Origin of the sequence: Parasphingomonas caseinilytica (assembly GCF_036663755.1) — a bacterium.
In the GTDB taxonomy this organism is placed as follows: Bacteria; Pseudomonadota; Alphaproteobacteria; order Sphingomonadales; family Sphingomonadaceae; genus Sphingomonas.
In genome coordinates, this window is sequence record NZ_JAXOJL010000003.1 from 255,886 (window position 1) to 280,507 (window position 24,622).

Here is a 24,622-nt window from a genome sequence, read left to right on the forward strand (position 1 = left end):
CCCGTTCGGGACCACCGGTCGCGAACGGGAATATCGCATTCAGCTATTCCATCGCCGCGCGCATTGCCGACCCCGCCACGAATGGCGCGCCCGCCAGCAGCAAGAGGCTGACCGCCGCGAGCAGCTTCACCGCGCCCGCACCGCCCTCGATCGAGCCCGCGCCGAAGATCAACAGCGGCACGGCGAGTGGCAGCATCACCAGTCCCGCCACGGCCCCCGCACCGCGCACTCCTGCGACCAAAGCGGAGGTCGCCACCGCCAGCGCCGCGAGGCCCGGCGTGCCGATCAGCAATCCGATCTCGACCGCCATAAGCGTCGCCCCCGACAGATCGAGCAACCCCGCCGCCGCCACCGCCGCCAGCATCAGCGGCGGGCCGAAGCCCAGCCAGTGCGCGACGATCTTCGCCATCGCGACGCTCGTCATGCCGATGCCGCGCACGGCGAACTGATCCAGCACACCCGCATCCGCATCGGGCGCGATCAGCCGCTCGACCGGCAGCAAGGCGGCGAGCAAAGCGGCGGCCCAGATCACCCCGCCGCCGACCCGCGCAAGCAACGCCGCATCCGGCCCGATCGCGAACGGAAACAGGATCGTCGCGAGCAGGAAGAACGCGACCACCAGCGTTACCCCGCCGCCGGCCCAGGCGCGGCGTACGTCGCGCACGATAAGCGCCGTCATCATCCCCATGACGATGACGCGCCAAGGTCGATATGCTGCGCAGCATGAATCGCGATCGACGTATGCGTCGCAACCAAGGCGATGCCGCCGCGCGCGCGGTGGACGATGATCGCCGCCTCCAGCATCGCCACCGCGCTGGCGTCCAGCCCATTGGCCGGCTCGTCCAGCAGCCACAGGTCTGCGCCGCTCGTCACGATCCGTGCCAGCCCGGCGCGCTTGCGCTGGCCGGTCGACAGCAGCCGCACCGGCACGTTGGCGAGCGCACTCAGATCGAACGCCGCCAGCGCTTCCTCGATCATCTCCGCCCGCCGATCGATCCGCGCCCAGAATCCGAGTGCGCGCGCCAGTGCCAGTTCCGGATCGAGCGCACTCGCCTCGCCCAGCAGGGCGCGCTCCCCACTTATGCCGACCGCGCCATGCATCGGGCGCAGCAAACCCGCAGCAAGACGCACCAGACTGGATTTGCCCACCCCGTTCGGCCCGACCACGACCGCCGCTTCGCCCGGTGCCAACGCAAACGACAGATCGGCGAACAAAACCCGCCCACCCCGAGCGCACGTCACGCCTTCGAACGCTAGCGCGGCACTCAAGCGACCGCATCCTCCAGCGCATGCATGTCGTCGTCCGACAGACCGAAATGGTGCCCGATCTCGTGGATCATCACATGCGCGACCAGATCGTGCAGCGACACGCCGGTCTCGATCCATTCCTCCAGGATCGCGCGGCGATACAGGTGGATGCGGTCCGGCACGGTGCCGGAATCGCTTGACGATTTTTCGCCGACCGGGCGGCCGTGATATATGCCGCTCAGATCGAGCGGATGTTCGATATCGAGCGCCGCCAGCGTTTCGTCATCGGCATAATCCTCGACGATCAGCACCACCTCGCCCAGATGCGCGCGGAATTCCCCCGGCAGGCTCTCCAGCGTGGCGAGCGCGATCTCCTCAATCGCGTGTGCGTCGGGGGCGGTGAACGGTTGATCGGGCGCAGCCATGGCCCTAGCCATAAGGCGAAGGCGCGCGGCGCGCCAGCAGGAGGGAAGCATGGCTATCGAACCGCTGAGCGAGGCCGAGCGCGCCGAGGCTTTGGATGCCTTGGATGAGTGGGATTATGACGAGGCGCGCGACGCGATCACCCGCACGATCACCTTCGCCGATTTCAGTGCGGCCTTCGCCTTTATGACGCGGGTGGCGTTGCTGGCGGAGAAAGCCGACCATCATCCCGAATGGTCGAACGTGTGGAACCGGGTCGAAATCCTGCTCACCACGCATGACGCGGGCGGGCTGTCGCACCGCGATGTCGACATGGCCGAGGCGATCGACGCCTTGGTGGAGTGAGGCTTCCGCCCACGCTGAACTCCCAGCCCATGCCCCTCCCAAACCGTCATCCCAGCGCAGGCTGGGATCTTTGTGGGGCTGGCGGCCCGCGCGCCTCATTGAGATCCCAGCCTACGCTGGGATGACGGTGGGGAGGCGAGTCAGGCTACCCCTCCTGCGCGCCGATCCCCCGCTTCATCATCTTGCGCAACTTCCCCGGCATCCAGCGCGCGGCGAAGGCCATGCGGTGCGCGGTCTTGCCGACATAGGTGTGGAGCCTGTCACCATGCACCGCCGCCCAGGCCGCGAGCGCGACATCCTCGGCGGAGGTCAGTTCCAGTCCCGCGCCGGTCACCGTCTCCCGGATCGAGCGATTCGATCCGCCAACCGGGCGGGTCAGCAGCGGCGTATCGATGAAGCCGGGAATGATGTCGCGCACCTTGATGCCCGCCTCGGCCCATTCGCCGTCCAGCGCCTCGGTCATCGCGCGAACGCCGAACTTGGTGGCGGAATAGGGCACGAGGCCGGACGAGCCATAGATCGCCGAGGCACTCGCGGTGTTCAGCAAACACGATCCCGGCGTCCGCGCGAGATAGGCGTAACCGATCCGCGCGCCGTTCAACGCGCCGACCAGATTGATCGCGATCACCCGGTCGATCTCGGCGAACTCCGTCTCGGCAAGCGGCCCGCCCGATCCGATTCCGGCATTGTTGAACAGCACGTCAAGCCGCCCGCCGGTGGTGGCGGTGAACGCGTCGAGGCTGGCCACCCACCCGTCGCGATCCCGCACGTCCATCTCATAGGTGCTCGCCATGCCGGCGGGGAGCAGGGCCGCCGTCTCAGCCAGCCCCGCGACATTCACATCGGCCAGCCCGACCCGCCAGCCGCGCGCCGCGAACAATTGCGCCGTCGCCCGCCCGATGCCCGATCCACCCCCGGTGATGAAGATCGCCTTCTGCGCTGTGCCCGTCATGACGCCCACTCCATACCGTATATTCTATTGCATGCTCTTTGCGACACGACGCGCGGCCGTTCAAGGCTAGGTTTCGGAGTTGCCGCGAACCCCACCATCATACTTCCCCGGCGAAGGCCGGGGCCAAGTCGGGAAACGGAAATTAGCGGGCGCTGCGCATAGTAACCTCGACCTCCGTGACTGGACCCCGGCCTCCGCCGGGGAAGCAAGAAGGTGCGAAACCAAGTATCGGCGTTTGACGCCGCCCCCCGCCTCCCCCACAACCCCATGCGATGCCACAGGATTCTCCCGGACCAGCGGTCGCCTTCACCGGCGTCACCAAATCCTATCCGGGCGGAACGGTCGCGGTGGACCATGTGTCGGTGGAGATCGCCGGCGGCAGCTTCGTAGCACTGGTCGGCGCATCGGGATCGGGCAAGTCCACCTTGCTCAAGACGATCAACCGGCTGGTCGATCCGACCGCCGGCACCGTGAAGATCGCCGACGAGAACGTGACCATCGCTTCGCCGCACGCGCTGCGCCGCCGGATCGGCTATGTCTTTCAGAATATCGGCCTGTTCCCGCACATGAACGTCGCCGAGAATATCGCCATCGGCCTGCGCATCGCTGGCGCCAAGGCAACCAAGGACCGCGTGGCCGAATTGCTCGCGCTGGTCGATCTGCCGGCCGATTTCGCCCAGCGCATGCCGTCCGCTCTGTCCGGCGGGCAGCGCCAGCGCGTCGGCGTCGCCCGCGCGCTCGCCACCGCGCCCGGCCTGATGCTGATGGACGAGCCGTTCGGCGCGCTCGATCCCGTCACGCGCGACCAATTGGGCACCAGCATCCGTGCGCTGCACGACCGGCTCGGTCTCACCACGATCATGGTGACGCACGACATGGCCGAGGCACTGCTGCTCGCGGATCGCGTGCTGGTGATGGAGCGCGGCCGGATCGTCGCCGATGCCAACCCACGCGATCTGATCGCCGGCAAAGGCGGTGCGGCGGCGGATGCCTTGGTCGCCGTGCCGCGCGAACAGAGCCGGCGTCTGGCGGCGCTGGCATCATGACTCCCTTCCTAGAGGCGATGGGCCGCGTCCCGGAATTGCTCGCCGCGCATCTGCTGGTGGCGGGGTCGGCGCTGATCCTCGGTCTACTCATCAGCCTGCCGCTGGCGGTGTGGTCCGCGCGACACCCCAATGTCGCGCGCGTGACTCTCGGGTTCGCCAGCCTGATCCAGACGATCCCGTCGCTTGCCTTGCTGGCATTATTCTACCCCCTGCTGCTGTCGCTCTCGACTTTGGTCGGCGGCGGCATTCCCGCATTGGGCTTCCTCCCTTCTTTGCTCGCGCTGACGCTCTACGCGCTGCTACCGATCCTCCGGAACGGCGTGACCGGGCTGACCGGCCTCGATCCGGCGGTGATCGAGGCGGCGGACGGCGTCGGCATGACGCCCGCGCAAAAGCTACGGCTGGTCGAGGCTCCGCTCGTTGCGCCCGTCTTGATGGCCGGCATCCGCACCGCCGCCGTCTGGACGATCGGCGCAGCGACGCTCTCCACCACCGTCGGACAGCCGAGCCTAGGCGACATGATCTTCGCCGGCTTGCAGACCCAGAATTGGGCGCTGGCGCTGGCCGGCTGCCTCAGCGCCGCCGCGCTCGCGCTAGCGGTGGATGCGATCCTCGGCGGAATCGAACACGGCATCCGCCACCGCCGCCGCGCGCAGATCTGGATCGCCGCCGCTGTACTCGCCGCCGGTGTGGCATTCGCACTCGCCCCGCTCTGGCCGCGCGCCGGGGACGACAAGGTTGTGACGATCGGTGCCAAGAATTTTTCCGAGCAATACATCCTCGCCCGCCTCATCGGCCATCGGCTGGAGCGCGCCGGATACCAGGTGCGCTACCGCGAGGGATTGGGTTCGGCCGTCGTGTTCGGTGCGCTGAAGGGCGGCGATATCGACGCCTATGTCGAATATTCCGGTACGATCTGGACGGGCGAAATGCGCCGCAGCGACGTGCCGGAACGCGCGGCGATGCTCGGCGCAATATCCGATTGGGCGCAGCAGACGTCCGGCGTGAAACTGCTCGGCGCGCTGGGGTTCGAAAACGCCTATGCCTTCGCGATGCGCGGCGACGATGCGAAGAAGCGCGGCATCACCTCGCTCGCCGAACTGATCGCGGCGGCACCGGAGCTGAACTTCGCCGCCGATCTGGAATTCCTCGAACGCCCCGAATGGGCGGCGGTGCAAAAAGCCTATCCGCTGAAGTTCAAGACCGCCCACGCCTACAGCCCGACGTTCATGTACCGCGCGCTCGACAGCAAGCAGGCCGATGTGATCTCGGCCTTCTCGTCGGACGGCCGGATCGCGGCACAGAATCTCGCGGTGCTGGGCGACCCGCGCCGCGCGATCCCCGGCTATGACGCGATCCTGCTGCTCGCCCCGGCCCGCGCGAAGGACGCGCGCTTCGCCGCCGCGCTCGCGCCGCTAGTCGGCCATATCCCGGTCGAGGCGATGCGCGAGGCGAACTACATGGTCGATCGCGACGCGAACAAGGCCAGTCCCGAACAGGCTGCGCGCTGGCTGGAAAAGAAGATCGGCCTGCCCGAATGAGCCTGCGCGCGCACCTGAAACGCCGTTTGGTCGGCGAAGTGCGTGCGGTGTTCAACGACCGCGCCAAGGGCGAACAACCGGTGCAGCGCCGCGACGACGGTCTGTTCGGCCCGCACTCCGCCGCCTGGGCCGTGCACGGCGACGTGACGACGATGATGGTCGGCGGCGTCGCGGCCCTGCTGCTCCAGATGCTCCACCCCGCGGTGCTGGCCGGCGTTTGGGATCATAGCGAGTTCCGCCACGACATGCTTGGCCGGCTCAGGCGCACCGCACGTTTCATCGCCGTCACGACGTTCGGCGCGCGCGAGGATGCGCAGGCCGCGATCGATCGCGTGCGGATGATCCATACCCGTGTCGCCGGCACGCTGCCGGATGGAACGCCGTATCGCGCCGACGATCCGCGCCTGCTCGCCTGGGTGCATGTGACCGAGATGACCAGCTTCCTCGACGCCTGGCTGACTTACGGCAATCCGGCGATGTCGCTGGCAGATCAGGACCGCTATTTCGCCGAAACCGCCCTGATCGCGCGGGAACTCGGCGCCGATCCCGTTCCGACGACCAAGGCCCAAGCGCTCGCCCTGATTGCCGAGATGCGCCCCGACCTGATAGCCGACGCACGCAGCCGCGAGGTGGCGCGCCTGGTCCTGTCGCAACGCGCCCCGAAGCTCGCCGCGCAACCGGTGCAGTCGATGACCTTCCAAGCGGCGGTCGACCTGCTGCCGCGCTGGGCGCGCGACATGCACGGCCTGCATGCCTCGACGCTGGGGCGGCCCCTCGTGGCGGTGGGTACGCTGGGGCTGGCAAAGACCCTGCGCTGGGCGTTCCACGACTGACAACCCACACCCACCGTCCGTTCGCCCTGAGCCTGTCGAAGGGCGCATTCGGGGCATGTGCTTCGACAAGCTCAGCACGACTGGATGGGGAGGTCAGGTCCGGACCATCGCTTTCGCGCTTGCGATATCGGCCTAGCGCTAGCAGACTTGCCCCATGACCCTCACCGTCACCACCGCAGGCGCGGATACCGCGAGATCCGGCGTTACCCTGATGGCCCGTCCCGAGCCGCTGCGCATGGCCCCGGAGGAAACGGCGGTCGTCGTGATCGACATGCAGAACGCCTATGCCTCGCCCGGCGGTTATGTCGATCTGGCAGGCTTCGACATTTCCGGCGCAGCAGCAGCAATCGATCGGGTCGGCGCGGTGCTGGATACCGCGCGCAGAGCCGGGGTGCAGGTGGTGTATCTGCAAAACGGCTGGGACGCCGACTATCAGGAAGCCGGTGGCCCCGGTTCACCCAATTGGCACAAATCGAACGCCTTGAAGACGATGCGCGCGCGGCCCGAGCTACACGGCCAGTTGCTCGCACGCGGCACATGGGATTACGAGATCGTCGATGCGCTGACCCCGAAACCGGGCGATCTGCGCGTGCACAAGACACGCTATTCGGCGTTCTTCAATTCGCAACTCGACAGCGTCCTGCGCGCACGCGGCATCCGCAACATCGTGTTCGTCGGCATCGCCAGCAACGTCTGCGTCGAAAGCACGCTGCGCGACGGCTTCCACCTCGAATATTTCGGCGTGATGCTGGAAGATGCGACGCATCATCTGGGGCCGCCGATGATGCAGGAGGCGACGGTCTACAATATCGAGAAGTTCTTCGGCTGGGTCTCAACGGTCGCCGATTTCTGCGGATCGTTCGGGCAGACCCCAAACTCACCCCGTTCGCCCTGAGCCTGTCGAAGGGCCGTTCTTCTTTCGCCCATCATGAAGAAGAACGGTGCTTCGACAAGCTCAGCACGAACGGTAGCTAAGGACCAGACAATGCCCTTCACCCCCATAAACCCACCGCAATTCCCAACCCCGATCGCGCCCTATTCGGCTGGCGCAAAAGCGGGCAACACGGTCTACGTCTCCGGCGTGCTGGCGCTGGGCGAAGGCGGCACGGTGCTGCACGTAGGCGACGCCGCCGCGCAGACGCGCCACATCCTCGATGTGATCAAGATCACGCTGGAGGCCGGTGGTGCGACGTTGGAGGACGTGGCCATGAACCACATCTTCCTGAAGGATCTGGGCGACTATGCCGCGTTCAACGGCGTCTATGCCGAATATTTCCCGGGTGCGAAGCCCGCGCGCTATTGCATCAAGTGCGATCTGGTGAAGCCCGATTGCCTGGTCGAGATCGCCAGCGTGGCGCACATCGGTTGAGCCCCGAGCCACCGCCACCATCAAACTTCTCGTCACCCCAGCGGAGGCTGGGGTCTCAAGCGGCTAGCGTCGCACATCAGCCCCACGAGACCCCAGCCTCCGCTGGGGTGACGAGGGTGGGCTGATAAATGCCCCACGCCACTGGCCTCTATTACGAAGACCACGGTCCAGCCGACGCCCCGCCGCTGATCCTGTCATCGGGCCTCGGCGGCTCGGCGAACTATTGGAAACCCAACCTCCCCGCGCTAGCCGAGCATTTCCACGTCATTACCTACGATCATCGCGGCACTGGGCGCAGCGACCGCACTTTGCCGAAAGCCGTGACCGTCGATGATCTCGCAGATGACATCGTCGCGTTGATGGATGCGCTGCAGATAGATCGCGCGCACATCGTCGGCCATGCCGCAGGCGGTGTCGCCGGGCTGGCACTTGCGCTGAAAGCTCTTGATCGGCTCGACAAACTCGTCGTCGTCAACGGCTGGGCCAAGGCCGACCCGCATTTCCTGCGTTGTTTCGAGGCGCGCCTGAACCTGCTGCACCACGCAGGGGTCGAAGCGTTTCTGCGCGCCCAGCCGATCTTCCTCTATCCGGCGAACTGGATCTCGGCGCACACCGCCGAACTCGACGCCGAACTGCCGCACCAGACGGCCGACTTTCCGGGCGCTGCGACGATGGAGAAGCGCATCGCCGCGCTCGCCGCGTTCGACTTACGCGGCCGATTGCGCGAGTTGACCGAGAAGGTGCTGGTGCTCATCGCCGACGACGACATGCTCGTGCCTGCCCTCGCTGGCGAACGACTGGCCGAGGAACTGGGCGGCGCGGATATCGCCCGGATGGCAATCGGCGGGCACGCCTGCAACGTCACCGATCCCGACACCTTCAACGCCCACATCATCGATTTTCTGGGGAGCTAAAAAAAAATGCAGGTCGGCGTCTTCGTGCCCATCAACAACAATGGCTGGCTGATTTCGGAGAATGCCCCGCAATACAAGCCGAGCTTCGACATGAACAAGCAGATCGCTCTGTCGGCGGAGAAGCACGGGCTCGATTTCCTGCTGTCGATGATCAAGCTGCGCGGCTTCGGCGGGAAGACCGAATTCTGGGAATATGGCCTGGAGAGTTTCACGCTGATGGCCGGCCTCGCCGCCGTGACGGAACGGATCAAGATCTACGCCACCTGCCCCACGCTCATTATCCCCCCGGCCTTCGCCGCGCGGATGTGCAACACGATCGATTCGATCAGCCACGGGCGCTTCGGGTTGAACCTGATCACCGGCTGGCAGCGCCCCGAATATAGCCAGATGGGTTTGTGGCCCGGCGACGAGCATTTCCGCAACCGCTACAAGATGCTCGACGAATACGCCCATATCCTGCGCGAGGTGTGGGAAACGGGCGAGAGCGACTTCAAAGGCGATTACTACCAGATGGACGATTGCCGCGTGAGGCCGCAGCCCGGCGGCGACATGAAGATCATCTGTGCGGGATCGTCCGAGGAGGGTCTCGCCTTCTCGGCGAAATGGGCCGACTACGCCTTCTGCCTCGGCAAGGGCGTCAACACGCCGACCGCGTTTTCCGGCAACAACGACAAGCTCGCCGCCGCCACCGCCAAGACCGGGCGCGACGTCTCGATCTTCGTCCTCGTCATGATCATCGCCGCCGAAACCGACGAGGAAGCGCAGGCGAAATGGAAGTCGTACAATGACGGCGTCGATCTCGACGCGATCGCGTGGCTCGCCGATCAGGGCGCGGCCGACAAGCATAACAAGGACACCAACGTCCGCCAGCTTGCAGCACCGGAAGGGGCGGTGAACATCAACATGGGCACGCTCGTAGGTTCGTACGAAAGCGTCGCGCACATGCTCGACGAGATGGCGGCGGTCCCGAACACCGGCGGCGTATTGCTGACGTTCGATGACTTCATCGAAGGGGTGGAAGCGTTCGGCACGCGCATCCAGCCACTGATGAAATGCCGCAAACACATTACATCCGCGACAACTTGAACCGTATCGGTTAGCCCTCCAGGCAATCCCGCAAACTGCCCAGCGGCAGCGGGGTCGAAAAATGCATGCCGAAGGCATTGCCCTCGGCCCAGCGGACGGTGCCGAACAGGCAGATGTGCTGCGCGGACAGCATGATCTGCCCGGTCTGGCCCAGCTCGACCGGTACATCGGCCTCGAGCCGGACGCCGCCGGGGGAAAGGTTGACGATCCGCGCCGGGAACTGCTGCCCGCCCAGCCGGACCATCGCGTCCAGATCGACCGCGAAGCGCGGCGCGCGGGCGACCAGTCCGTCCTCGCTCATCAGACTGAACACCGGATCGATATTCTGCCGCTGCGCAAATTGCAGGCCGGCCTTCATCCCGTTGACCCAGCGGACATGCGCCACGCACCGCGGTAGCCCGCGCAATTCGATCTCCACCGCATCGCCCACCGCCGGCGTGAAACTCAATCGCGCCATCAGGCCGTGTTCGGACAGGTTCAGCACCAGACAGGCGCTATCCGTCGCACCATCGCTGACCTTGCCGATCAACAGCACGGTAGACGGGCGCGCCGACAGGCGCCGGTCCGAAGGCCCGGTCGCCCGCTCACCGATCTCGGCCGAGGTGCTGGACTGGGATGCGCCGGATTGGTGTGAAGGGAAGGTCTGGTAAAACATGGTTCATACGCTCCGTTCACTGGATCGCTCGCACCGGCGATCGTCGGGGTCTTGGGTGCCGGGGTCGGGCATGATCGCGCGGAGCAGGCGGGCGCGAAACTTCACGCGTTGCCAGAACGTGGCGTCGTTCAGGCGCCATTGCCGGATCGCTTCGGTGCAGAAGGATGTGATCAGGGTCTCGCTTTCGGCCTGATCGTTCAGCGCGAAGCTCGCGGCGAGTTGTTCCAGCGCAGCCGCCTGTTCGTGAAGGGCCGGCGTGCGCATCGCGTGTAACCCGATTGGATATAAGGTCATCGCGCCTCGCCTATTTCAGAATCACGCGATAGCGCAGGCGGAACGATCCACCGGTCGTCATCGTACCCGTGCTCATCGTCACGCGGATGCTGCGGATATTGCCGTCATAGCCGGTGCCGTCATCCTGCGGCACGTAGCTCCAGGACGCGCCGTCATAATATTCGATGCCGCTGTAGGTCAGGCCGCTCGAACCAAGTGGGATTGTCAGCAGATTGCCGTTGGTGAATTCCACCGGCCCCGATCCGCTGCCGTACGACAGCATTCGAAATTTGACCGTCGTCGGAATGATGTCGACGATCACCACCTTCCTGATCACGACCGGGTTGAGCAGCGGATTGGTCACGACCAGCGAATAATCGATCGTCGCGCCGGGCAGGTTGCGCGCCGGGGTGACGGTGTTGACCTGATCGGCAACCGGGGCACTCGATTTGTCGACCGTCAGGTCAGCCGCATGTGCCTGGATCGCGACGCAAGCCAGCATCAGTGCGGCGATGAACCGAAAGACTTGGCGCACGATCATTTGCGTCCTCCGAAGATCGTGCGGGTTGCGTTGCCGAGCGTCCGCTGGTCGAACTTCAATCGCATCGTCACATACGGTCCGCGCCGAGTATAGTGGTCATCCTCGAAATCGCGGTCGCGATAGCCGGAGATATTGTAGCCACCGGTGATCCACACGTTCTTCGCCGGCGACACGCCGACCGATGGTCCGCCGCTGAACGCCACCGCGGCACGATCCCAGGCATGCTGCACCGAGCCCTGCACCCCTATATCGAAGCGTGTGCCGATGTCCTTGCGCAGCTCGAACCCGGTCACGTCGATATAGCCGGTATAGACATCGTCCTGGAACCGCCCGCGCACATATTTCGACCCGTAATACAGCGTCGCCTCGAAGCCATGGCCGTTGCCTTCCGGCCCGGAGCGATAGTTGATGGCGAGGTTATTGATCAGCCGGCTGGTGACCTGATCGCCCGCGCCGTACGCTGGCACGCCCAGCACATTGCTGTCGGTATAGCCCGCATCGGCGCTTTCGTGCCGCAATTCGAGCCGTTCGAGGATCGACCAGCGGCTGTCGAACGGCCGCAGCGCAAGCGCCAGATCGGCCGAGACATAGGAGGCGACAGCGCCGGTCTTGTCGGTGGTCTTGTACGCGCGGATCGAGGAGGCGAGCGTCTGCCCTTCCCCCAGCGAGCGCAGGAAATTCGAGGTCAGGCCGATCCGGTCGTCCTCGGTCGAGTTGCGATACTCGATCCGCCCGTTCCAAGACCAGCGCGCCGCGCGGTAGGCCGCGCCCAGCGTCGCGGCGGTAAAGTTGCCGTTGGTGGCATTCGTCCCACTGCCGCTCGTGCCGCCGAACGACCCGCCGGTGAACGATCCGCCGGACGCGACCGGCTGGAACGCGTTGATCACCGCGCCGCTTGGGATACGCCCGCTGATCGTCGAGGCCGCGTCGAGCGTGGCATCCACCGTCCAGCGCTTCCCGATCGGCAGCGACTGGCTCATGCCATATTGCGCGAAGGTGCGCCCGCCATTTTCGCCCACCGCCTGCTGGTTCAGCGTGCTCATCAGCTTGGCCCCGGTCCATGGCGCGACGTCAAAACCGACCTGCTTGGTGTGGACAACGAATTCCTTGCCGTCAGCGATCTCGTACCCGCCGATCAGGCGGATGCCGGGGGTGATGCGATAGGCGGCGGTCAATTGATGCCGGATCGGGAAATCGACGCTGTCCTTGTCCCCGCCGGGCGCGAATTGAGTCTGGCCGGCGAGCGTCAGCTTGCCGCCGAACAGGATTTGGCTGCCACCCAATGTCAGCAGGCGGGAGTCGCGATCCTTGCCGTCGCTGCCGCGATCCATCGCCACCTGGGCGCCGACGAAGATCGTGCCGGTATCGCGGCGATATTCGAGGCGGATGTCGCCGGCGGTGCGCGTGCCCGCGCCCTCGAGTTGCTGCTGATGCCATGCCGTGCCGGTCACGCTCCAGCGGCCGTCGAGATGAACCTTGCCGTCAAATCCGAACTTGCGTGTGCCAGCCTCGACGGAATTCTGCTGCCCCACCCCGAACGTCGCATCCTGCTGCCGCGCATAGGCCAGCACGTCGACGGTCGGGCCGTGATGCTCGATCTCGGCCAGGAACGCTTGGCCTTCGCTTATGCCGCCGCGTCCGCCCGTGGCGGCTTCAGCGCGCATGATCGTGTTGGCGGTGACGTGAGCCTTCAGATCCACACCGGCGACGGTCGCACGGCCGATCGTATCGTCGCGAATGCCGCTGACGCCCACTTCCACGCGGCCCTTGGCCAGCTTGGCGGCGACGCGCGCGGCGGCGACCAGCTTGTTGCTGCGCCCGCCCTCGACCTCGTAATCGGCGACGATGAAGATCGGGTTCAGGCTCTGGTCGCGGCTCAGCACGGGTTCGCGGAAGCGGATCGTGCCGGCGATCGTGTCGATATCGTAATCGATATGGCGGGTCAGCGCGCGGCTCGACACGATCAGTTCGGAACGGAAGCGATCGCGCACCTCGATCTGCAACTTGTCGCTGTTCGGCACGATGTCGCGGCCGGACAGGCGGTACGGGCCGGACAGCCCATTGCCCTGGATCTCGTCGCGTGAATACAGCGTGTCGGTGCTGGCGGCGAAGCCGGTGGCGCGCAGGCGATTGCCCTCATAGGCCGCCTTCACACCGTTCAGCGTGCGGCTGTAGCGGGTAAGCTGCGTGTCGGTGAAGCCGGTCTCGAAATCGCCGAACAGGGCATAGAATTCGCGACGTTCCAGGCGCAGGTACAGCTTGCGGCGGGTCGGCGCGTCATAGCCCTGCTGCGATCCGTCGCCGTAAACCGTGTAATAGCGGTTCGGATCGATCACACCGAGCAGGCCACGATCGGGATCGTATTTGCGGTCGCTGTCATAGGCGATCGTCAGCAGCCACGATCCCTTCACGCGGCCCTTGGCATAGAAGCTCAACTGGCCATCGGTGACGACCTTATTACGCTCTCTGACCGGTAGCCCGCTGGCATGCTTGCGCAACGTGTCGTAGCCGAGCGTGCCCGATCCGAAGCCGACGACCATCCAGTCCTTGGCCGAACCGGACAGCCAGGCGCGAACCTCGCTGGTACGGGTGATCTTGTCGTCGGCCAGATTGACCTTGACGTTGACCGCCCCCGCCTGCGTGGTCGGCTGAAGCGCGATGAACGCCAGCCCCTCGTCGCCGACGACGCGCACGGTGTTGGCGGCGCGATCCCGACCGGCGAGCTGGCGGCCCTGTTCGAGTTCGGCCTCGATCGCCGCAGTGTAGGGCTGATCGACGGTGAACGGCACCAGGCTGCCGTCATGCACCGGGCGGCCATCCTTGTCGGTCACGCGCACCGCGATCAACGGACGGGTCAGGCCATCGGCGATCAGGCGGCTGTGCGCGGCATCGTACACGGCGAGCGTGGCATTGCCGGAGACGGTGACGGTGCGGGTGATCGTCTGCACCTCGCGGCCCTGCGCATCCAGCACGCGTGCGACCAGCCGGTTGGCGCCGGGCTGCAGCGGAATGCCCGACCAGCGCGTCACCGCGACCCCGCTTTTGTCGTCCACATCGGTGCCGTCGAACGCCAGCGTCTCGCTGCGCACGCCGTTGATCGTCAGCGCGACGTTCTGGCCCGGCGCGTGCTTCACGACGATGCGGGTAACGGGCGCGCGGGGGTTATAGTCCTCGGTCGGGAACAGCATTGCGATGCCCGCGGTCTGGCCGGTCAGCCAGTCGCGGTTGCCCGCTGCCGCGGCGTCGTCCACGGGGGTAACCGGCAAGGCCGCCAGGGGTGCAGCGGCCTTGCCGGTCGGGCGAAGCTGGAAGTCGACGCGCTTCAACAGTCCGCCATCTCCTTCGACGAAGCGCGATATCGCGCTTCCGGCCTGTCGCGTGTCGACGTCGCATGCCACCGCCTCGTAGGATGCTGGGATGCTCGCGGTGTCGATCTGCACGACGTGGCGGCCGGGCCTGACGCCCTCGATATGATACAATCCGTCGCGATCGGTGACGACGAAGGTGCCGTCTTCCATCAGCAGGCGGATCCCGGCGATACCCTTGCGATGGCTCGCGGGATCGCCGCAATTGCCTTCGCTGACCCGGCCGATGATCGTCATCGCATCGGTGAACAGCAACGCTCGCAGCCGCACCGACGCCATCGCCTCGTTGCTCTGGACGCCGCCCCCACGCACCTGCGCGCGGTTTAACGCTTCGCCGATTGGCGCGCCCGGCGCGACCGTGACGACGTAACGCACCTCCGCGCTGCCCCCGGCAGCGATCGACGGTATGGTGAAATCCAGTGTCCGGCCATCGGTCGCCGCGACGGGTTCGGCCCCGCCCCGCGTCGAACCACGCTCATAGCGCAGGCCGGTCGGCAGAATATCCGAAATGCGTAGGTTCGTCGCAGCAATTTTATCCTGATTGGTTATCTGCAATCGATATTGGATGAAATCGCCCGGCGAGGCATCGCGCACCGACGCGGTCTTGCTCAGGATCAGGCTGTTGGCGATCGGACGATCCAGCGGAACATCGACATAAAAGGGATCGGGCGTCGACAGCGTCAGCGATCCGCCGAAACTGGTCGGATTGATAATGAACGGTTGCCCGGTCGGGTCGCGCAACGCCGCCAGCACGGCGCGATCCTGGGTGGAGGGTGCGGTATAATCGCCGGGCGGTTCGATGCGCAGCGAATAAGTGCCGGGCGCGGCCAGCGGGAAGCGGAATCGTCCGGTTCGACCGGGATAGACGCGCCCGGAACTGTCGGTCACGGTCTCGCCGCTCACCACGCTGGAGGGATAGCGCGCCACGCCGTCGTCTCCGTACACCGTCGCCGCATTGCCCGCCGCATCGACCAGCGTCACGCGCGTGCCGTCCACCAGCGTTCCGGTGCGGGAATCGAAGGTGAAGCCGGCCGGATCGATCAGCAGCGAGGCCGTCGATCCGAAGCTGAAGCCGTCTTCGATGAAGGTCAGCTTGATCGTCACGCCGCGCTGCGTCCGTACGTCGCAGGGAACCAGATCGGGATGTTTCCCGGTCATCGATGCGGGAACGCCGCCGGCGAACAGGCCCGTGTTCGGGCCGGTTTCCAGCAAGGTGATGGTGGTGTTGATCTTGCCGGCCTGCACTTGGATCACGGCGGTCTCGCGCACCAGCGGATCGCGATTGCTTCCCTCGCTGTCGAGCGCGAGGATCACGTCGGTATAGACGTCGATCGTCTCCACCAGCGGCGACGCGGCGAACGTCGCGGCATCGATCGGCGCGGGCGTGAAGGTCGGGACTGGCGAGCCCTCGCATTTCATATTGGTCAGTTCGTAATTCGGGGGCAGCAGATGGAAGCTGAGCGCTGTCGGCCGCTTGGCGATACCGACGTCGAGGGAAACCGTATTGGATGACACCGTGCGGCTGCCGCCTTCGACCTGATAGCTCAGGGAGGCGGTGTTCGAGACGCGCGTCGTCTGGGCCTGGAGCGCGGTTACGCTGCTACACAGGCCGAGGACGACGGCGCCGAAGCGCGCAAGGGCATGAATTCTGGACATAAGGGGTCGCTGTCCGGCGCGCGGGCGTTCCGCGCGCCGGAAGGCAAGTCTCCTGTCTGGGGGGCGGGGTTAGTTGATCAGGACTTGGAAGCTCACCGCGAGCGATGTGCCGCCGAGCAACGTCGGAATGCCCGCCGTCACCGTCTTCGTCGTCGCGTTGAACGATCCCGAATACGGACTGAGCGGCACCGCCGACCCGTCGTCGTTCACCGAGAAGCCGTTGATCAGGCACACCCCGCCCGTTCCCAAGCCGCCGACCTTGATCGAGCTTGGGACATAGGTCGTGTTGGCCGGGATCACGTCGGTCAGGCTGATGTTGCTCGCCGGCACCAGCAACGTACTGTTCTGCACCGTCAAGCAATATTGCACCGTCGCGCCCGGAATGGCCTTCGGATTGATCGTGCTCACGCCGTCGGTCAGCACGGTCGAGGTCTTGACGATGCTCAGATTGACTGCGCGCGCGCCGACCTCATATTCGAGATAGGCCCGGCCCTGTCCGTTGCGAGCGATATCCGCGCCGAGCAGCCCGTCCGAATCGTTATCCGCGAACACGATGTCGAGATCGGCGTTCTGGTTGATCAGGTTCAGGTCGGTCGGGATGAGCGCCGCGCCCTGCGTTCCCGGCGCGCCGCCGGCCGCGACCGTCGCGTTGAGCGAGACGGCGGCGTAATTGGCGCCGGCGATCGTCGGTACGTCGGACACGACGAACACCACCGCCGATGCGTCAGGCGCCAGTTCGTCGATATAGGTCGCGGTGTCGACCCCGGCGTCGTACACGCCGTTATTGTTGGAATCGACGAACACACGCACGTTGGTGACGTCGAAATTGTCCGTCCCCGTGCCGCCCGCGCCCAGATTCTGGTTCGCGTTGAGCAGGAAATCCTGCGTGCCGTTGGTATTGTTGGTCACGCGGAAGGTCAGCACGGCGTTGGTCTGACCGAGATTGACGATCGTGTTGACGTTCGGATCTGCGACGACCGTCAGATTGACCTTGCGATCGACCACGAAGGTCGCGGTGTTCGACTGCACCGTCGCGGGCGTGCCGTTGACGGTGTAGCTGGCGTTCGCCTGGTTGCTGATGATCGTGCCGGCGTTGGTGCCCGACGCTTGCGCCGCACCTCCCGCGCCGAAAAAGGCGACCGCTGCCGTACCCGACAGCAGGATGCGCCGCATCCCTGTTGCAGTCATTGAAGATACTCCTCGATACAAAGTTTCTGGTTCTTGGGGGGTGATTGGGGGGTCATTTCAGCACGGCCTGGAAAGCGAGTTGGCCTTGCGCGCCGGCCGCAACTGGGCTCGCGAGGCGCCACCGGACGGTGGTGACATCGTCAGGACCGGCTGCGCGCGAGGCCCCGGTGGCAGTCGCCACGCGCAGGCCGGACAGCGGTCCGAAAGTCTTGCCGTCGACCGACACTTCAGGCGCGGCGGAGCCGGGATTGCCGGCACGGTACGCGATGTTGCGCGGTACCGGATTGGCGAGAACAAGGTTCGCGATCGGCTGCGTGCCTGTGTTGCGATAGGTCAGCACGAAGACGACGCGGTCACCGGGCACGACCTTGTCGGCCTTGACCAGCACGGTCCGCGTCGTGCCGTCGGCGGCGGCGACGCGCTTTTCGACGCGCACCTCGCTCACCAGCGACAGCGGCCCGGCGATTGCCGGATTTGCAGCGGCCAGGGCAGTGGTCAGCGCCAACGCGGTGGCGATGGGGCAGTTGATCTTACGCGAACGCATCTTCACTCTCCTCATTGGATCAGAACCTTGAACTGGACGGTGTGGATGGCGGGATCGGTCAGCGCGCCGAGCGCGACCGAGATGCCGGTGCCGGTGGCGGTTCCGGGGTCGCCGTCGCCCGCATCGGTCAACTGGGCGGCATCGAGCATCAGGCTGCCGGCGACGTAGGTGGTACCGGCGGGGATCGGATCGTCGATCCGCACGCCGCTGGACGGTGCCGGGATGCTGGCGGTCAGCGTATAGGTGATGATCGCGCCGCGGATCGCGCGCGCCGAACCGTCCGGTGCCAGCACCGACTGGGTCTTGACCAGCGCGCCCTGCGCCGTCTGGCCGATCATCGGCACGACGATCTGCGCCTGCGCGCCCGTCGGCCCGACGACGGCATCGCTATTGTTATCGCCCTTGCCGGCGAAAACGGTGCCCGGCGCGCCATATCCGGTGACCGCGCGCGCGGTGATGGTGTTCTGCACACCCTCGAACTGTCCGGCGACATCGGCGAGCAGCAGCACCTGCAACGTCGCGCCAGGCGCCAGCAGCGGGGTGGTCGCGCCCGACAGCAGTTGATCGCGTGCCGGATCGTAAAGGCCATCGCCATCCACATCGATCGCGAACCGGGTCGGCGGGGTGGCCGTGCCATCGACCGTGGAGAGCGCGAACGCCTCCTGCCCGTTGCCGCGATTGGTCAGCAGCAGGGGAATGGCGGTCGTGGTGCGCGTGATCGGGGCGCTGCCGAGACGCGCGAGCGCGACGTCGAGCCGTTCCGCGACCAAGATCGTCGCCTGGTTGGACTGGACGACGTTGCTCTCGCCGCCGACATCGTAATGCAGGGTCGCAGTATTGACGATGCTGGTGCCGGCCACCGTTTCCGCAACGGCATGATGGGAAAATGTCGAGGCAGTCAAAACCAGCGCGGACGCCAGGCATGACTTGCCGAACGGCCCGCCCTGCCTGATCTTTCGTCCCACCTGATGTACGCCTGAACGCATTACTGCCCCGATATTCAAATCAGGGGAATTTTCAGCGATCTGGCTTAATGAAAAGCTACGGGTTCACTTTGGCTTTACTTGCACCCGAAGCGGGATCGAAACTGTTTCGGTTCGATTTTGCCTCGCGATGAACGCTCGCTTCGTCTCGGCAACTGACGCATGCAGGTCGAAACGGTTCGACTTTTCATTGTAGATGCGACGCCGCAAAAAGCCGTCGAAACGATGTATTTACAGGCGTTTACCATGATGGTTCATCGCCAGGTCAGTTCCGACGGCCGAGCGCCGATGGGAAGACCGCATTCCGGACGCCTACACGACGCCCGCGCGAATCACCCGACGATGACGTCTTTCAGATAGCGGACCATGGCGTCATGTCCGCGCTCGCTGAGCGATATATCGATCCGGCGGCGGTCGATCGTATCGGTCACGCGGTCGATCAGGCCGGATTTGTGGAGGTGATCGATCCAGCGTTGCGACGTCGTCGCCGGAGCGTCGCTGCACGACACCAGCGCCTTGACGTTCATCGTATGCTCGCCTTCATAGATGATGAACAATGCCATCAACATCTCCCACGCCGGCTCGTGGAACAGATCCGCCGGGAAGAATTTCCGCCGCGCCTTGCGCGAGGCCATGATGTTGCGTGCCCGCGCCACAAGATCAACCGGGCCATCGGCAATACCGTCGGGCAGGATGCGCCCGGAAGAAATGATCTGATCGGCACGCGCACCGAATTCGCCGGCGATGCTGCCAAGCTTCGCACTGAAGTCCCTGATCAGGTCTTCGACCGTTTCCATCCCTTTTCAGCTCCATCCGTATCAAAACAACACAGACCGCCCCCGGCCATTCGTCCCTTAGATCACTCCAGCTTGCCAGCCAATGGCCGACACTTACAGACATTTGTCAGTATGTTCCAACTTGCTTTCTACAATGGTTCGATTTTCTTACGAATGCGACATCGGCGCACACGAACCGGCTTCGCGCGCAATGTGCAAGATGTTGCCGGCTGGGTTCGCGTGAAGATGACGCCAGGACTGCACCTCCGGTCGCCGAGCAGATATGCGTCCGCATGGCGCCCGTCTGCTTATCGATCATATGACGAAAAGCCCCGATTTGCGTCTATTCGAGCCGACAAAATTATCGGGAAAGAAATTCGGACAACGGCGTTTGGTCCCTCGCATGTATTGCCTGTTTCGGTGTGATGGGTGCGCGTATAGACGAAACGGCACCGGGCTACGTCGCCCCGACAGGAGATCGAAATGGACGCCCTGCGAATTTATTCGCTTTTGCAGGAGGCCTGCCGCGCGCTCGAAGCAGCCGGCGATCACGGCATCGCCGCGCATGTCGGACACAGCATGGCGCTGATCCAGGAAAAATACGGCGTTGGGGAGGACCATCTCGACATATCCGGGTCGGACACCAAACCGAACGGCTGAGCATCGCCGCCTCCGCGCAAGCTCGCGCGCATTCCCACTTCGATCTCCCTTCAGCGATAATTCCCGCCTTTCGGAACGACGGCGTTCGGCCGTTCCGGGAATTATTCAATTGTTACAACAGGATCGTGCAACCGGATCGGGCACGTTGCAAGAGCGTATTTCGTACGTTTTTGGTCAGCGAAAACGCGAGTGGGGCCACCGCGAGGGTGGGCGAGGCGCACATTTTCGGCTAATGGCCGGACATTCGCGATGTCGCGCATCCGATTGCATATGCTGTCGTCCGGGCCAGGGAGTCGGAATGTTTTCCTATATCATTTCGGGACTGTCGGTGGCCTGCGACCTGACATTGCCGGGCCTGATCGCCCTGCCCGATGTGTCGGTCGAACCCGATGTGATTATCCGCGCGGGACAGGTGCCGGAGGAGCTTCCCGGAGCATCCGGCAGCGGCCCGAACTGGTGGATGACGCCCGATCGTTTCCTGATTTCGGTGCCGGGCATCATCCGCATGCTGATGGTCGCCGGCCGCGACATCATTTATCAATTCGAGGGCGATACCAGCCCTGGCGACGCCGCGATCTTCCTCAGCAGCACCGGCTTCGGCATCCTGCTGCAACAGCGCAAGCGGATCGTGCTGCATGCCAGCGCGGTGCGCGTGCGCGATCAGGCCGTGTTGTTCTGCGGCCCCTCCGGCGCGGGCAAATCGACCTTGGCCGCCGCTCTGGTCGATGCCGGCTACGATCTCGTCACCGACGATTTCTGCGGCATTGCGTTGGAGGATGATGGCATGCCGTGGGTCCAGCCTGACGGGCGCCAGCTGAAACTCTGGCAGAATTCGATCGACCGCCTGTCGCTCGCCGATCGGAAAACGGCCCCGGTCCGCACCCGAATAGAGAAATTCTACGTCGAACCGCGCGCCGCGATCGCAGCCCCTTTGCCGCTGGCCGCCGTCTATGTGTTGCGCGAAGCGCGGCCGCCCAATGCTCCGCCGGGCATCGAACGACCGAACATCGTCGATGGCGCGCTGCTGATCCGGACCAATGCATACCGTCCGCAGCTAGTGAAGCGGATGGGGCAGGAGCAACTCTATTTTCAGGCGGCGGCGACGATCGGGCAGCGCTCCGGCGTGTTCACACTCACCCGCCCGCTCGACTTCAAGCTGTTCCCGACGGTGATCGGGTGGCTGGAGGCGCATTGGCGCGATCTCGGGCTGCTGGAGCAGGCGGCTTGAACCGGATCGTCTGGCTCGCCTCCTATCCTAAATCGGGCAACACCTGGTTCCGCCTGCTGGTGGCTAATCTCCAGCAGGATGCGCCGGTCGATATCAACGACATGTCCGAACGCGGCGGCATCGCCAGCGCGCGCCACTGGTTCGACAATATCATGATGTTCCCGGCCGGGCTGCTGACGCACGAGGAATGCGATGCGCTGCGGCCGCGCGTCTATCGGGCGATCGCGGCGGAGCAGGAAACGCAGGAGCCCGAAGAGGAAGCCGCCGAAACGCGCTTCGGCGGTGTGCGCTTCGTCAAATCGCACGATGCCTATACCTATATTTCGAGCGGCGAACCCTTGCTCGGCGGTGCGGCGGCGGCGTCGGGCGCGATCCTGATCGTGCGCGATCCCCGCGACGTCGCGCCTTCACTCGCTAATCACAACAATCAGTCGGTGGATGAGGCGATCGCCTTCATGGGATCGGCGACATCCAGCCTGTCCGGGCGCCCCGATCGGCAGTTCACCCAGTTGCGCCAGCAATTGCCGACCTGGGCCGGCTATCATCTCGGCTGGCTCGATCAGACCGACATTCCGCTGCACGTCGTCCGCTATGAGGATTTGCGGGCCGATACCGCCGGCGTGCTGCGCGAGGCTCTGGCCTTTGCCGGGATCACCGTGTCACAGGCCGACTGCGAGCAGGCGGCGCGTTTTGCCGATTTCGACGCCCTGAAGCAGCAGGAGAGCGAACGCGGTTTCCGCGAGGCACCGCGTGCCAACCCCGCGGCTAAGTTCTTCCGGCGCGGCATCGCCGGGGGCTGGCGCGACGAACTCACCACCGACCAGGTCGCGCGGATCGAGGTGGATCAGGCTGCCATGATGGCGCGTCTCGGCTATGCACTGTCCGACGAGGACGAAAGGATGAAGGCGTGATCAGGCGTTCGGGAGACTGGCTCAGCGCGCGCGTCGGCGACGAGATCATGATGATGAGCGCGGCGCGCGGCAATTATCTCGGCGTCAACGCCGTTGGCGCGCGCATCTGGGAATTGATCGAGACGCCGAGCGACATCGACACGATCTGCGCGGCCTTGGTGAAGGAATTCGCGATCGACCCGGACACCTGCCGCGCCGAAGTGGCGCAGTTCGTCAGCGAGATGGAGACACATGGCGCGATCGCCGTCGATCCTGCGTAAGCTGCGCACGCTGTCGGGCGTCGGGGCGAAGCGGCAATTGCTCGTCGCCGAGGCGGTGGCTAGCATGCTGCGCGCGCGGATCACGGTGTTGGTGCGACCTTTCCCAAAGGTATCCGCACGGTTCGGCACCTTCGTCCCGCCGACCGATCCGCGGGTCGCCGCAAGCGGTGCAGATGCCACGTCGGAGCAAGTGCGCATCGCCAAGGATATCGGCTGGGCGGTTGCCGCCGCCGCGCCGTTCATGCCGTTTCGTTCGGTGTGCCTGCAACAGGCGATGGCCGCCCACGCGATGCTGCGCCGGCGCGGAATCGCCAGCGTGATGCATTTCGGCGCGAGCCCGGGCGACGAGAAACCGATCGATGCGCACGCCTGGCTCGATGCGGCGGGGGTGAAGGTCACGGGATATCCGGTGGCGAAGAACATGCCTGAACTCGGCTGTTTCGTCTGAGGGCTGGACGCGGCGCATCACGGCGATAGAACGGCGTCGAAATCAGGAGAGACGATCATGGCCCTCGCGCCGGTACACGACACGACCAGCGCCGACGCGTCGGCCCGGGGACATGACGAGCATGTCGATGCGCCCGATCTGCGCATCTTCGTGTTCGCTTTGTTTTTCACCTTCGGCGGCATCACCAGCCTGAACGACATCATCATCCCGAAGCTGCAGGAGCTGTTCACGCTCAACCATGCGACGGCGATGCTGGTGCAATCGGCGTTCTTCCTGGCTTACGCCCTGTTCTCGTTGCCCGCCGCTGCGATCGTGCGGCGATTGGGCTATATGCGCACGGCCTCGGTCGGGCTGCTGGTGATGACGGTCGGCTGCCTGCTCTTCATCCCGGCCTCGTCCTCGGCGATGTTCGGCATGTTCCTGCTCGCTCTGTTCGTGCTCGGCGCGGGGATCACTATCGTACAGGTCGTCGCCAATCCGCTGATCTCGCTGCTCGGCAAGCCGAAGACCGCCTCCAGCCGCCTGACCTTCGCACAGGCGTTCAACTCGCTCGGCACGACGATCTTTCCGCGCGTCGGCTCCACGTTGATCCTCGGCGGGCTCGCCGGCGTCAGCGCGGCTTCCTTGTCGGGCGCGGCGCTCGACAATTACCGGGTCGAGGCCTCGCGCGTCATCGTCCACACCTATCTCGGCCTCGCTGTCGCCCTGCTGATCATCGCCGGCGTCGTCTGGACGCGGCGCAACCGGCTGCAGGAGAAGCAGATCGCGGGCGTGGGCATGTTCCATCCGCTCACCCTGCTTGCCCGCCCGCGCTTCTCCGCCGGTGCGGCGTGCATTTTCCTGTATGTCGGGGCCGAGGTCGCGATCGGATCGATGATCGTCAATTATCTCAGCCAGTCGAATGTCTGGGCGGTCGATCGCCAGACGGCGGGCGATTACGTCGCGCTGTATTGGGCCGGCGCATTGGTCGGGCGGTTCATCGGCGCGGGGGCGCTGCAATTCATCTCGCCGGGCAAGGTGCTGGCCGGTGTCGCCACCGGCGCGATCGCTCTGGTGCTGCTGTCCGCCAACACCGATGGCGCGGTCGCCGGATGGGCGTTGCTGTCGATCGGCCTGATGAACGCGATCATGTTCCCGACGATCTTCACGCTGGCGAGCGAGGGCTTGGGCGCGCGCGCTTCGGAAGGGTCTGGCGTCATCGCCACCGCCATCGTTGGCGGCGCGGTGATCCCGCCGCTGACCGGCTATGTCAGCGATGTGAGCCACAGCCTGGCCTTCGCGCTGATCGTGCCGGCAGCGTGCTATGCCGTGATCCTCGCGTACGGCCTCTACGCACGGAAGCCCGCGGTTCAGTATTGATTTCCGTTTAGATCGATC

General features: G+C 65.2%; 26 protein-coding genes. 14 read left to right on the plus strand and 12 right to left on the minus strand.

The features are described from left to right. Nucleotides 1–43 precede the first annotated feature (43 nt). Genes U1738_RS09410 through U1738_RS09420 form a run of 3 tightly spaced genes read right to left on the minus strand, consistent with a single transcriptional unit; the run spans nucleotide 44 to nucleotide 1,673 of the window. Entirely contained in the window at nucleotides 44–679 is a 636-nt protein-coding gene (locus U1738_RS09410; RefSeq protein WP_332788788.1) for a heme exporter protein CcmB, read from the minus strand. Then, the gene (gene ccmA, locus U1738_RS09415; protein WP_332788789.1) at nucleotides 679–1,269 is read right to left on the minus strand and encodes a heme ABC exporter ATP-binding protein CcmA; all 591 of its coding nucleotides are present in this window, start codon (nucleotides 1,267–1,269) and stop codon (nucleotides 679–681) included. Before ccmA ends, U1738_RS09410 begins: the two co-directional genes overlap by 1 nt. Beyond that, nucleotides 1,266–1,673, minus strand: coding sequence for a metallopeptidase family protein (locus U1738_RS09420; RefSeq protein WP_332788790.1), 408 nt, complete (start codon nucleotides 1,671–1,673; stop codon nucleotides 1,266–1,268). The genes ccmA and U1738_RS09420 overlap by 4 nt, the downstream gene beginning before the upstream one ends. A 49-nt stretch (nucleotides 1,674–1,722) precedes the next feature. Between U1738_RS09420 and U1738_RS09425 the strand changes: the two genes are divergently transcribed. Further along, complete coding sequence (locus tag U1738_RS09425) at nucleotides 1,723–2,016, plus strand: 4a-hydroxytetrahydrobiopterin dehydratase (RefSeq protein ID WP_332788791.1); 294 nt, start codon at nucleotides 1,723–1,725, stop codon at nucleotides 2,014–2,016. Between the two features lie 145 nt (nucleotides 2,017–2,161). Here the strand turns inward: U1738_RS09425 and U1738_RS09430 are convergent, their stop codons facing one another. After that, on the minus strand, nucleotides 2,162–2,968 hold the full coding sequence (locus tag U1738_RS09430) for an SDR family oxidoreductase (RefSeq protein WP_332788792.1): 807 nt from the start codon (nucleotides 2,966–2,968) through the stop codon (nucleotides 2,162–2,164). 272 nt (nucleotides 2,969–3,240) lie between these two features. Between U1738_RS09430 and U1738_RS09435 the strand changes: the two genes are divergently transcribed. From U1738_RS09435 to rutA, 7 genes are all read left to right on the plus strand, one after another. Next, nucleotides 3,241–4,014 (plus strand): ATP-binding cassette domain-containing protein, encoded by a 774-nt coding sequence (locus U1738_RS09435; protein WP_332788793.1) that lies wholly within the window; start codon nucleotides 3,241–3,243, stop codon nucleotides 4,012–4,014. Next, nucleotides 4,011–5,555 (plus strand): ABC transporter permease/substrate-binding protein, encoded by a 1,545-nt coding sequence (locus U1738_RS09440; RefSeq protein ID WP_332788794.1) that lies wholly within the window; start codon nucleotides 4,011–4,013, stop codon nucleotides 5,553–5,555. The genes U1738_RS09435 and U1738_RS09440 overlap by 4 nt, the downstream gene beginning before the upstream one ends. Continuing rightward, complete coding sequence (locus U1738_RS09445) at nucleotides 5,552–6,388, plus strand: oxygenase MpaB family protein (RefSeq protein WP_332788795.1); 837 nt, start codon at nucleotides 5,552–5,554, stop codon at nucleotides 6,386–6,388. The genes U1738_RS09440 and U1738_RS09445 overlap by 4 nt, the downstream gene beginning before the upstream one ends. 154 nt (nucleotides 6,389–6,542) lie before the next feature. Beyond that, nucleotides 6,543–7,283 (plus strand): pyrimidine utilization protein B, encoded by a 741-nt coding sequence (gene rutB, locus U1738_RS09450; protein ID WP_332788796.1) that lies wholly within the window; start codon nucleotides 6,543–6,545, stop codon nucleotides 7,281–7,283. Between the two features lie 90 nt (nucleotides 7,284–7,373). Next, the gene (gene rutC, locus U1738_RS09455) at nucleotides 7,374–7,757 is read left to right on the plus strand and encodes a pyrimidine utilization protein C (RefSeq protein ID WP_332788797.1); all 384 of its coding nucleotides are present in this window, start codon (nucleotides 7,374–7,376) and stop codon (nucleotides 7,755–7,757) included. Nucleotides 7,758–7,885: 128 nt separating this feature from the next. Continuing rightward, a complete protein-coding gene (gene rutD / locus U1738_RS09460; protein WP_332788798.1) occupies nucleotides 7,886–8,671 on the plus strand; it encodes a pyrimidine utilization protein D in 786 nt (261 codons plus the stop codon). Nucleotides 8,672–8,677: 6 nt separating this feature from the next. Then, complete coding sequence (gene rutA, locus U1738_RS09465) at nucleotides 8,678–9,757, plus strand: pyrimidine utilization protein A (protein WP_332788799.1); 1,080 nt, start codon at nucleotides 8,678–8,680, stop codon at nucleotides 9,755–9,757. Between the two features lie 10 nt (nucleotides 9,758–9,767). Here the strand turns inward: rutA and U1738_RS09470 are convergent, their stop codons facing one another. From U1738_RS09470 to U1738_RS09505, 8 genes are all read right to left on the minus strand, one after another. Then, nucleotides 9,768–10,412 carry a PilZ domain-containing protein gene (locus U1738_RS09470; protein ID WP_332788800.1) on the minus strand — a complete coding sequence of 215 codons (645 nt, stop codon included), beginning with the start codon at nucleotides 10,410–10,412 and terminating at the stop codon, nucleotides 9,768–9,770. Between the two features lie 3 nt (nucleotides 10,413–10,415). Beyond that, nucleotides 10,416–10,706, minus strand: a complete 291-nt coding sequence (locus tag U1738_RS09475) for a hypothetical protein (RefSeq protein ID WP_332788801.1) — start codon at nucleotides 10,704–10,706, stop codon at nucleotides 10,416–10,418. 10 nt (nucleotides 10,707–10,716) lie between these two features. Continuing rightward, complete coding sequence (locus U1738_RS09480; RefSeq protein WP_332788802.1) at nucleotides 10,717–11,226, minus strand: hypothetical protein; 510 nt, start codon at nucleotides 11,224–11,226, stop codon at nucleotides 10,717–10,719. Further along, the gene (locus U1738_RS09485) at nucleotides 11,223–16,247 is read right to left on the minus strand and encodes a DUF11 domain-containing protein (RefSeq protein ID WP_332788803.1); all 5,025 of its coding nucleotides are present in this window, start codon (nucleotides 16,245–16,247) and stop codon (nucleotides 11,223–11,225) included. Before U1738_RS09485 ends, U1738_RS09480 begins: the two co-directional genes overlap by 4 nt. Nucleotides 16,248–16,316: 69 nt before the next feature. Next, a complete protein-coding gene (locus U1738_RS09490) occupies nucleotides 16,317–17,435 on the minus strand; it encodes a hypothetical protein (protein ID WP_332788804.1) in 1,119 nt (372 codons plus the stop codon). 52 nt (nucleotides 17,436–17,487) lie between these two features. Next, a complete protein-coding gene (locus tag U1738_RS09495; protein ID WP_332788805.1) occupies nucleotides 17,488–17,979 on the minus strand; it encodes a hypothetical protein in 492 nt (163 codons plus the stop codon). A gap of 11 nt (nucleotides 17,980–17,990) precedes the next feature. Beyond that, the gene (locus tag U1738_RS09500; protein ID WP_332788806.1) at nucleotides 17,991–18,944 is read right to left on the minus strand and encodes a hypothetical protein; all 954 of its coding nucleotides are present in this window, start codon (nucleotides 18,942–18,944) and stop codon (nucleotides 17,991–17,993) included. A gap of 350 nt (nucleotides 18,945–19,294) precedes the next feature. Next, the gene (locus U1738_RS09505; RefSeq protein ID WP_332788807.1) at nucleotides 19,295–19,759 is read right to left on the minus strand and encodes a hypothetical protein; all 465 of its coding nucleotides are present in this window, start codon (nucleotides 19,757–19,759) and stop codon (nucleotides 19,295–19,297) included. Between the two features lie 462 nt (nucleotides 19,760–20,221). Between U1738_RS09505 and U1738_RS09510 the strand changes: the two genes are divergently transcribed. From U1738_RS09510 to U1738_RS09535, 6 genes are all read left to right on the plus strand, one after another. After that, nucleotides 20,222–20,398: a hypothetical protein gene (locus tag U1738_RS09510; protein ID WP_332788808.1), complete on the plus strand. Its 177-nt coding sequence runs from the start codon at nucleotides 20,222–20,224 to the stop codon at nucleotides 20,396–20,398. A 298-nt stretch (nucleotides 20,399–20,696) separates the two neighbouring features. Beyond that, complete coding sequence (locus U1738_RS09515; RefSeq protein ID WP_332788809.1) at nucleotides 20,697–21,626, plus strand: hypothetical protein; 930 nt, start codon at nucleotides 20,697–20,699, stop codon at nucleotides 21,624–21,626. Continuing rightward, nucleotides 21,623–22,537, plus strand: a complete 915-nt coding sequence (locus U1738_RS09520) for a sulfotransferase domain-containing protein (RefSeq protein ID WP_332788810.1) — start codon at nucleotides 21,623–21,625, stop codon at nucleotides 22,535–22,537. Before U1738_RS09515 ends, U1738_RS09520 begins: the two co-directional genes overlap by 4 nt. Next, nucleotides 22,534–22,797, plus strand: coding sequence for a PqqD family protein (locus U1738_RS09525; RefSeq protein ID WP_332788811.1), 264 nt, complete (start codon nucleotides 22,534–22,536; stop codon nucleotides 22,795–22,797). Before U1738_RS09520 ends, U1738_RS09525 begins: the two co-directional genes overlap by 4 nt. Then, nucleotides 22,769–23,245: a lasso peptide biosynthesis B2 protein gene (locus tag U1738_RS09530; RefSeq protein WP_332788812.1), complete on the plus strand. Its 477-nt coding sequence runs from the start codon at nucleotides 22,769–22,771 to the stop codon at nucleotides 23,243–23,245. Before U1738_RS09525 ends, U1738_RS09530 begins: the two co-directional genes overlap by 29 nt. 57 nt (nucleotides 23,246–23,302) lie before the next feature. Then, entirely contained in the window at nucleotides 23,303–24,604 is a 1,302-nt protein-coding gene (locus U1738_RS09535; RefSeq protein ID WP_332788813.1) for a sugar MFS transporter, read from the plus strand. The last annotated feature ends 18 nt before the right edge of the window (nucleotides 24,605–24,622 follow it).

What these genes read in the sequence shown, in the direction of transcription:
- U1738_RS09410 (WP_332788788.1), bottom strand. Translation starts at nt 679, where the DNA reads ATGACGGCGCTTATCGTGCGCGACGTACGCCGCGCCTGGGCCGGCGGC.
- U1738_RS09420 (WP_332788790.1), bottom strand. Translation starts at nt 1,673, where the DNA reads ATGGCTGCGCCCGATCAACCGTTCACCGCCCCCGACGCACACGCGATT.
- U1738_RS09425 (WP_332788791.1), top strand. Translation starts at nt 1,723, where the DNA reads ATGGCTATCGAACCGCTGAGCGAGGCCGAGCGCGCCGAGGCTTTGGAT.
- U1738_RS09430 (WP_332788792.1), bottom strand. Translation starts at nt 2,968, where the DNA reads ATGACGGGCACAGCGCAGAAGGCGATCTTCATCACCGGGGGTGGATCG.
- U1738_RS09435 (WP_332788793.1), top strand. Translation starts at nt 3,241, where the DNA reads ATGCCACAGGATTCTCCCGGACCAGCGGTCGCCTTCACCGGCGTCACC.
- U1738_RS09440 (WP_332788794.1), top strand. Translation starts at nt 4,011, where the DNA reads ATGACTCCCTTCCTAGAGGCGATGGGCCGCGTCCCGGAATTGCTCGCC.
- U1738_RS09445 (WP_332788795.1), top strand. Translation starts at nt 5,552, where the DNA reads ATGAGCCTGCGCGCGCACCTGAAACGCCGTTTGGTCGGCGAAGTGCGT.
- rutB (WP_332788796.1), top strand. Translation starts at nt 6,543, where the DNA reads ATGACCCTCACCGTCACCACCGCAGGCGCGGATACCGCGAGATCCGGC.
- rutC (WP_332788797.1), top strand. Translation starts at nt 7,374, where the DNA reads ATGCCCTTCACCCCCATAAACCCACCGCAATTCCCAACCCCGATCGCG.
- rutD (WP_332788798.1), top strand. Translation starts at nt 7,886, where the DNA reads ATGCCCCACGCCACTGGCCTCTATTACGAAGACCACGGTCCAGCCGAC.
- rutA (WP_332788799.1), top strand. Translation starts at nt 8,678, where the DNA reads ATGCAGGTCGGCGTCTTCGTGCCCATCAACAACAATGGCTGGCTGATT.
- U1738_RS09470 (WP_332788800.1), bottom strand. Translation starts at nt 10,412, where the DNA reads ATGTTTTACCAGACCTTCCCTTCACACCAATCCGGCGCATCCCAGTCC.
- U1738_RS09475 (WP_332788801.1), bottom strand. Translation starts at nt 10,706, where the DNA reads ATGACCTTATATCCAATCGGGTTACACGCGATGCGCACGCCGGCCCTT.
- U1738_RS09480 (WP_332788802.1), bottom strand. Translation starts at nt 11,226, where the DNA reads ATGATCGTGCGCCAAGTCTTTCGGTTCATCGCCGCACTGATGCTGGCT.
- U1738_RS09485 (WP_332788803.1), bottom strand. Translation starts at nt 16,247, where the DNA reads ATGTCCAGAATTCATGCCCTTGCGCGCTTCGGCGCCGTCGTCCTCGGC.
- U1738_RS09490 (WP_332788804.1), bottom strand. Translation starts at nt 17,435, where the DNA reads ATGACTGCAACAGGGATGCGGCGCATCCTGCTGTCGGGTACGGCAGCG.
- U1738_RS09495 (WP_332788805.1), bottom strand. Translation starts at nt 17,979, where the DNA reads ATGCGTTCGCGTAAGATCAACTGCCCCATCGCCACCGCGTTGGCGCTG.
- U1738_RS09505 (WP_332788807.1), bottom strand. Translation starts at nt 19,759, where the DNA reads ATGGAAACGGTCGAAGACCTGATCAGGGACTTCAGTGCGAAGCTTGGC.
- U1738_RS09510 (WP_332788808.1), top strand. Translation starts at nt 20,222, where the DNA reads ATGGACGCCCTGCGAATTTATTCGCTTTTGCAGGAGGCCTGCCGCGCG.
- U1738_RS09515 (WP_332788809.1), top strand. Translation starts at nt 20,697, where the DNA reads ATGTTTTCCTATATCATTTCGGGACTGTCGGTGGCCTGCGACCTGACA.
- U1738_RS09530 (WP_332788812.1), top strand. Translation starts at nt 22,769, where the DNA reads ATGGCGCGATCGCCGTCGATCCTGCGTAAGCTGCGCACGCTGTCGGGC.
- U1738_RS09535 (WP_332788813.1), top strand. Translation starts at nt 23,303, where the DNA reads ATGGCCCTCGCGCCGGTACACGACACGACCAGCGCCGACGCGTCGGCC.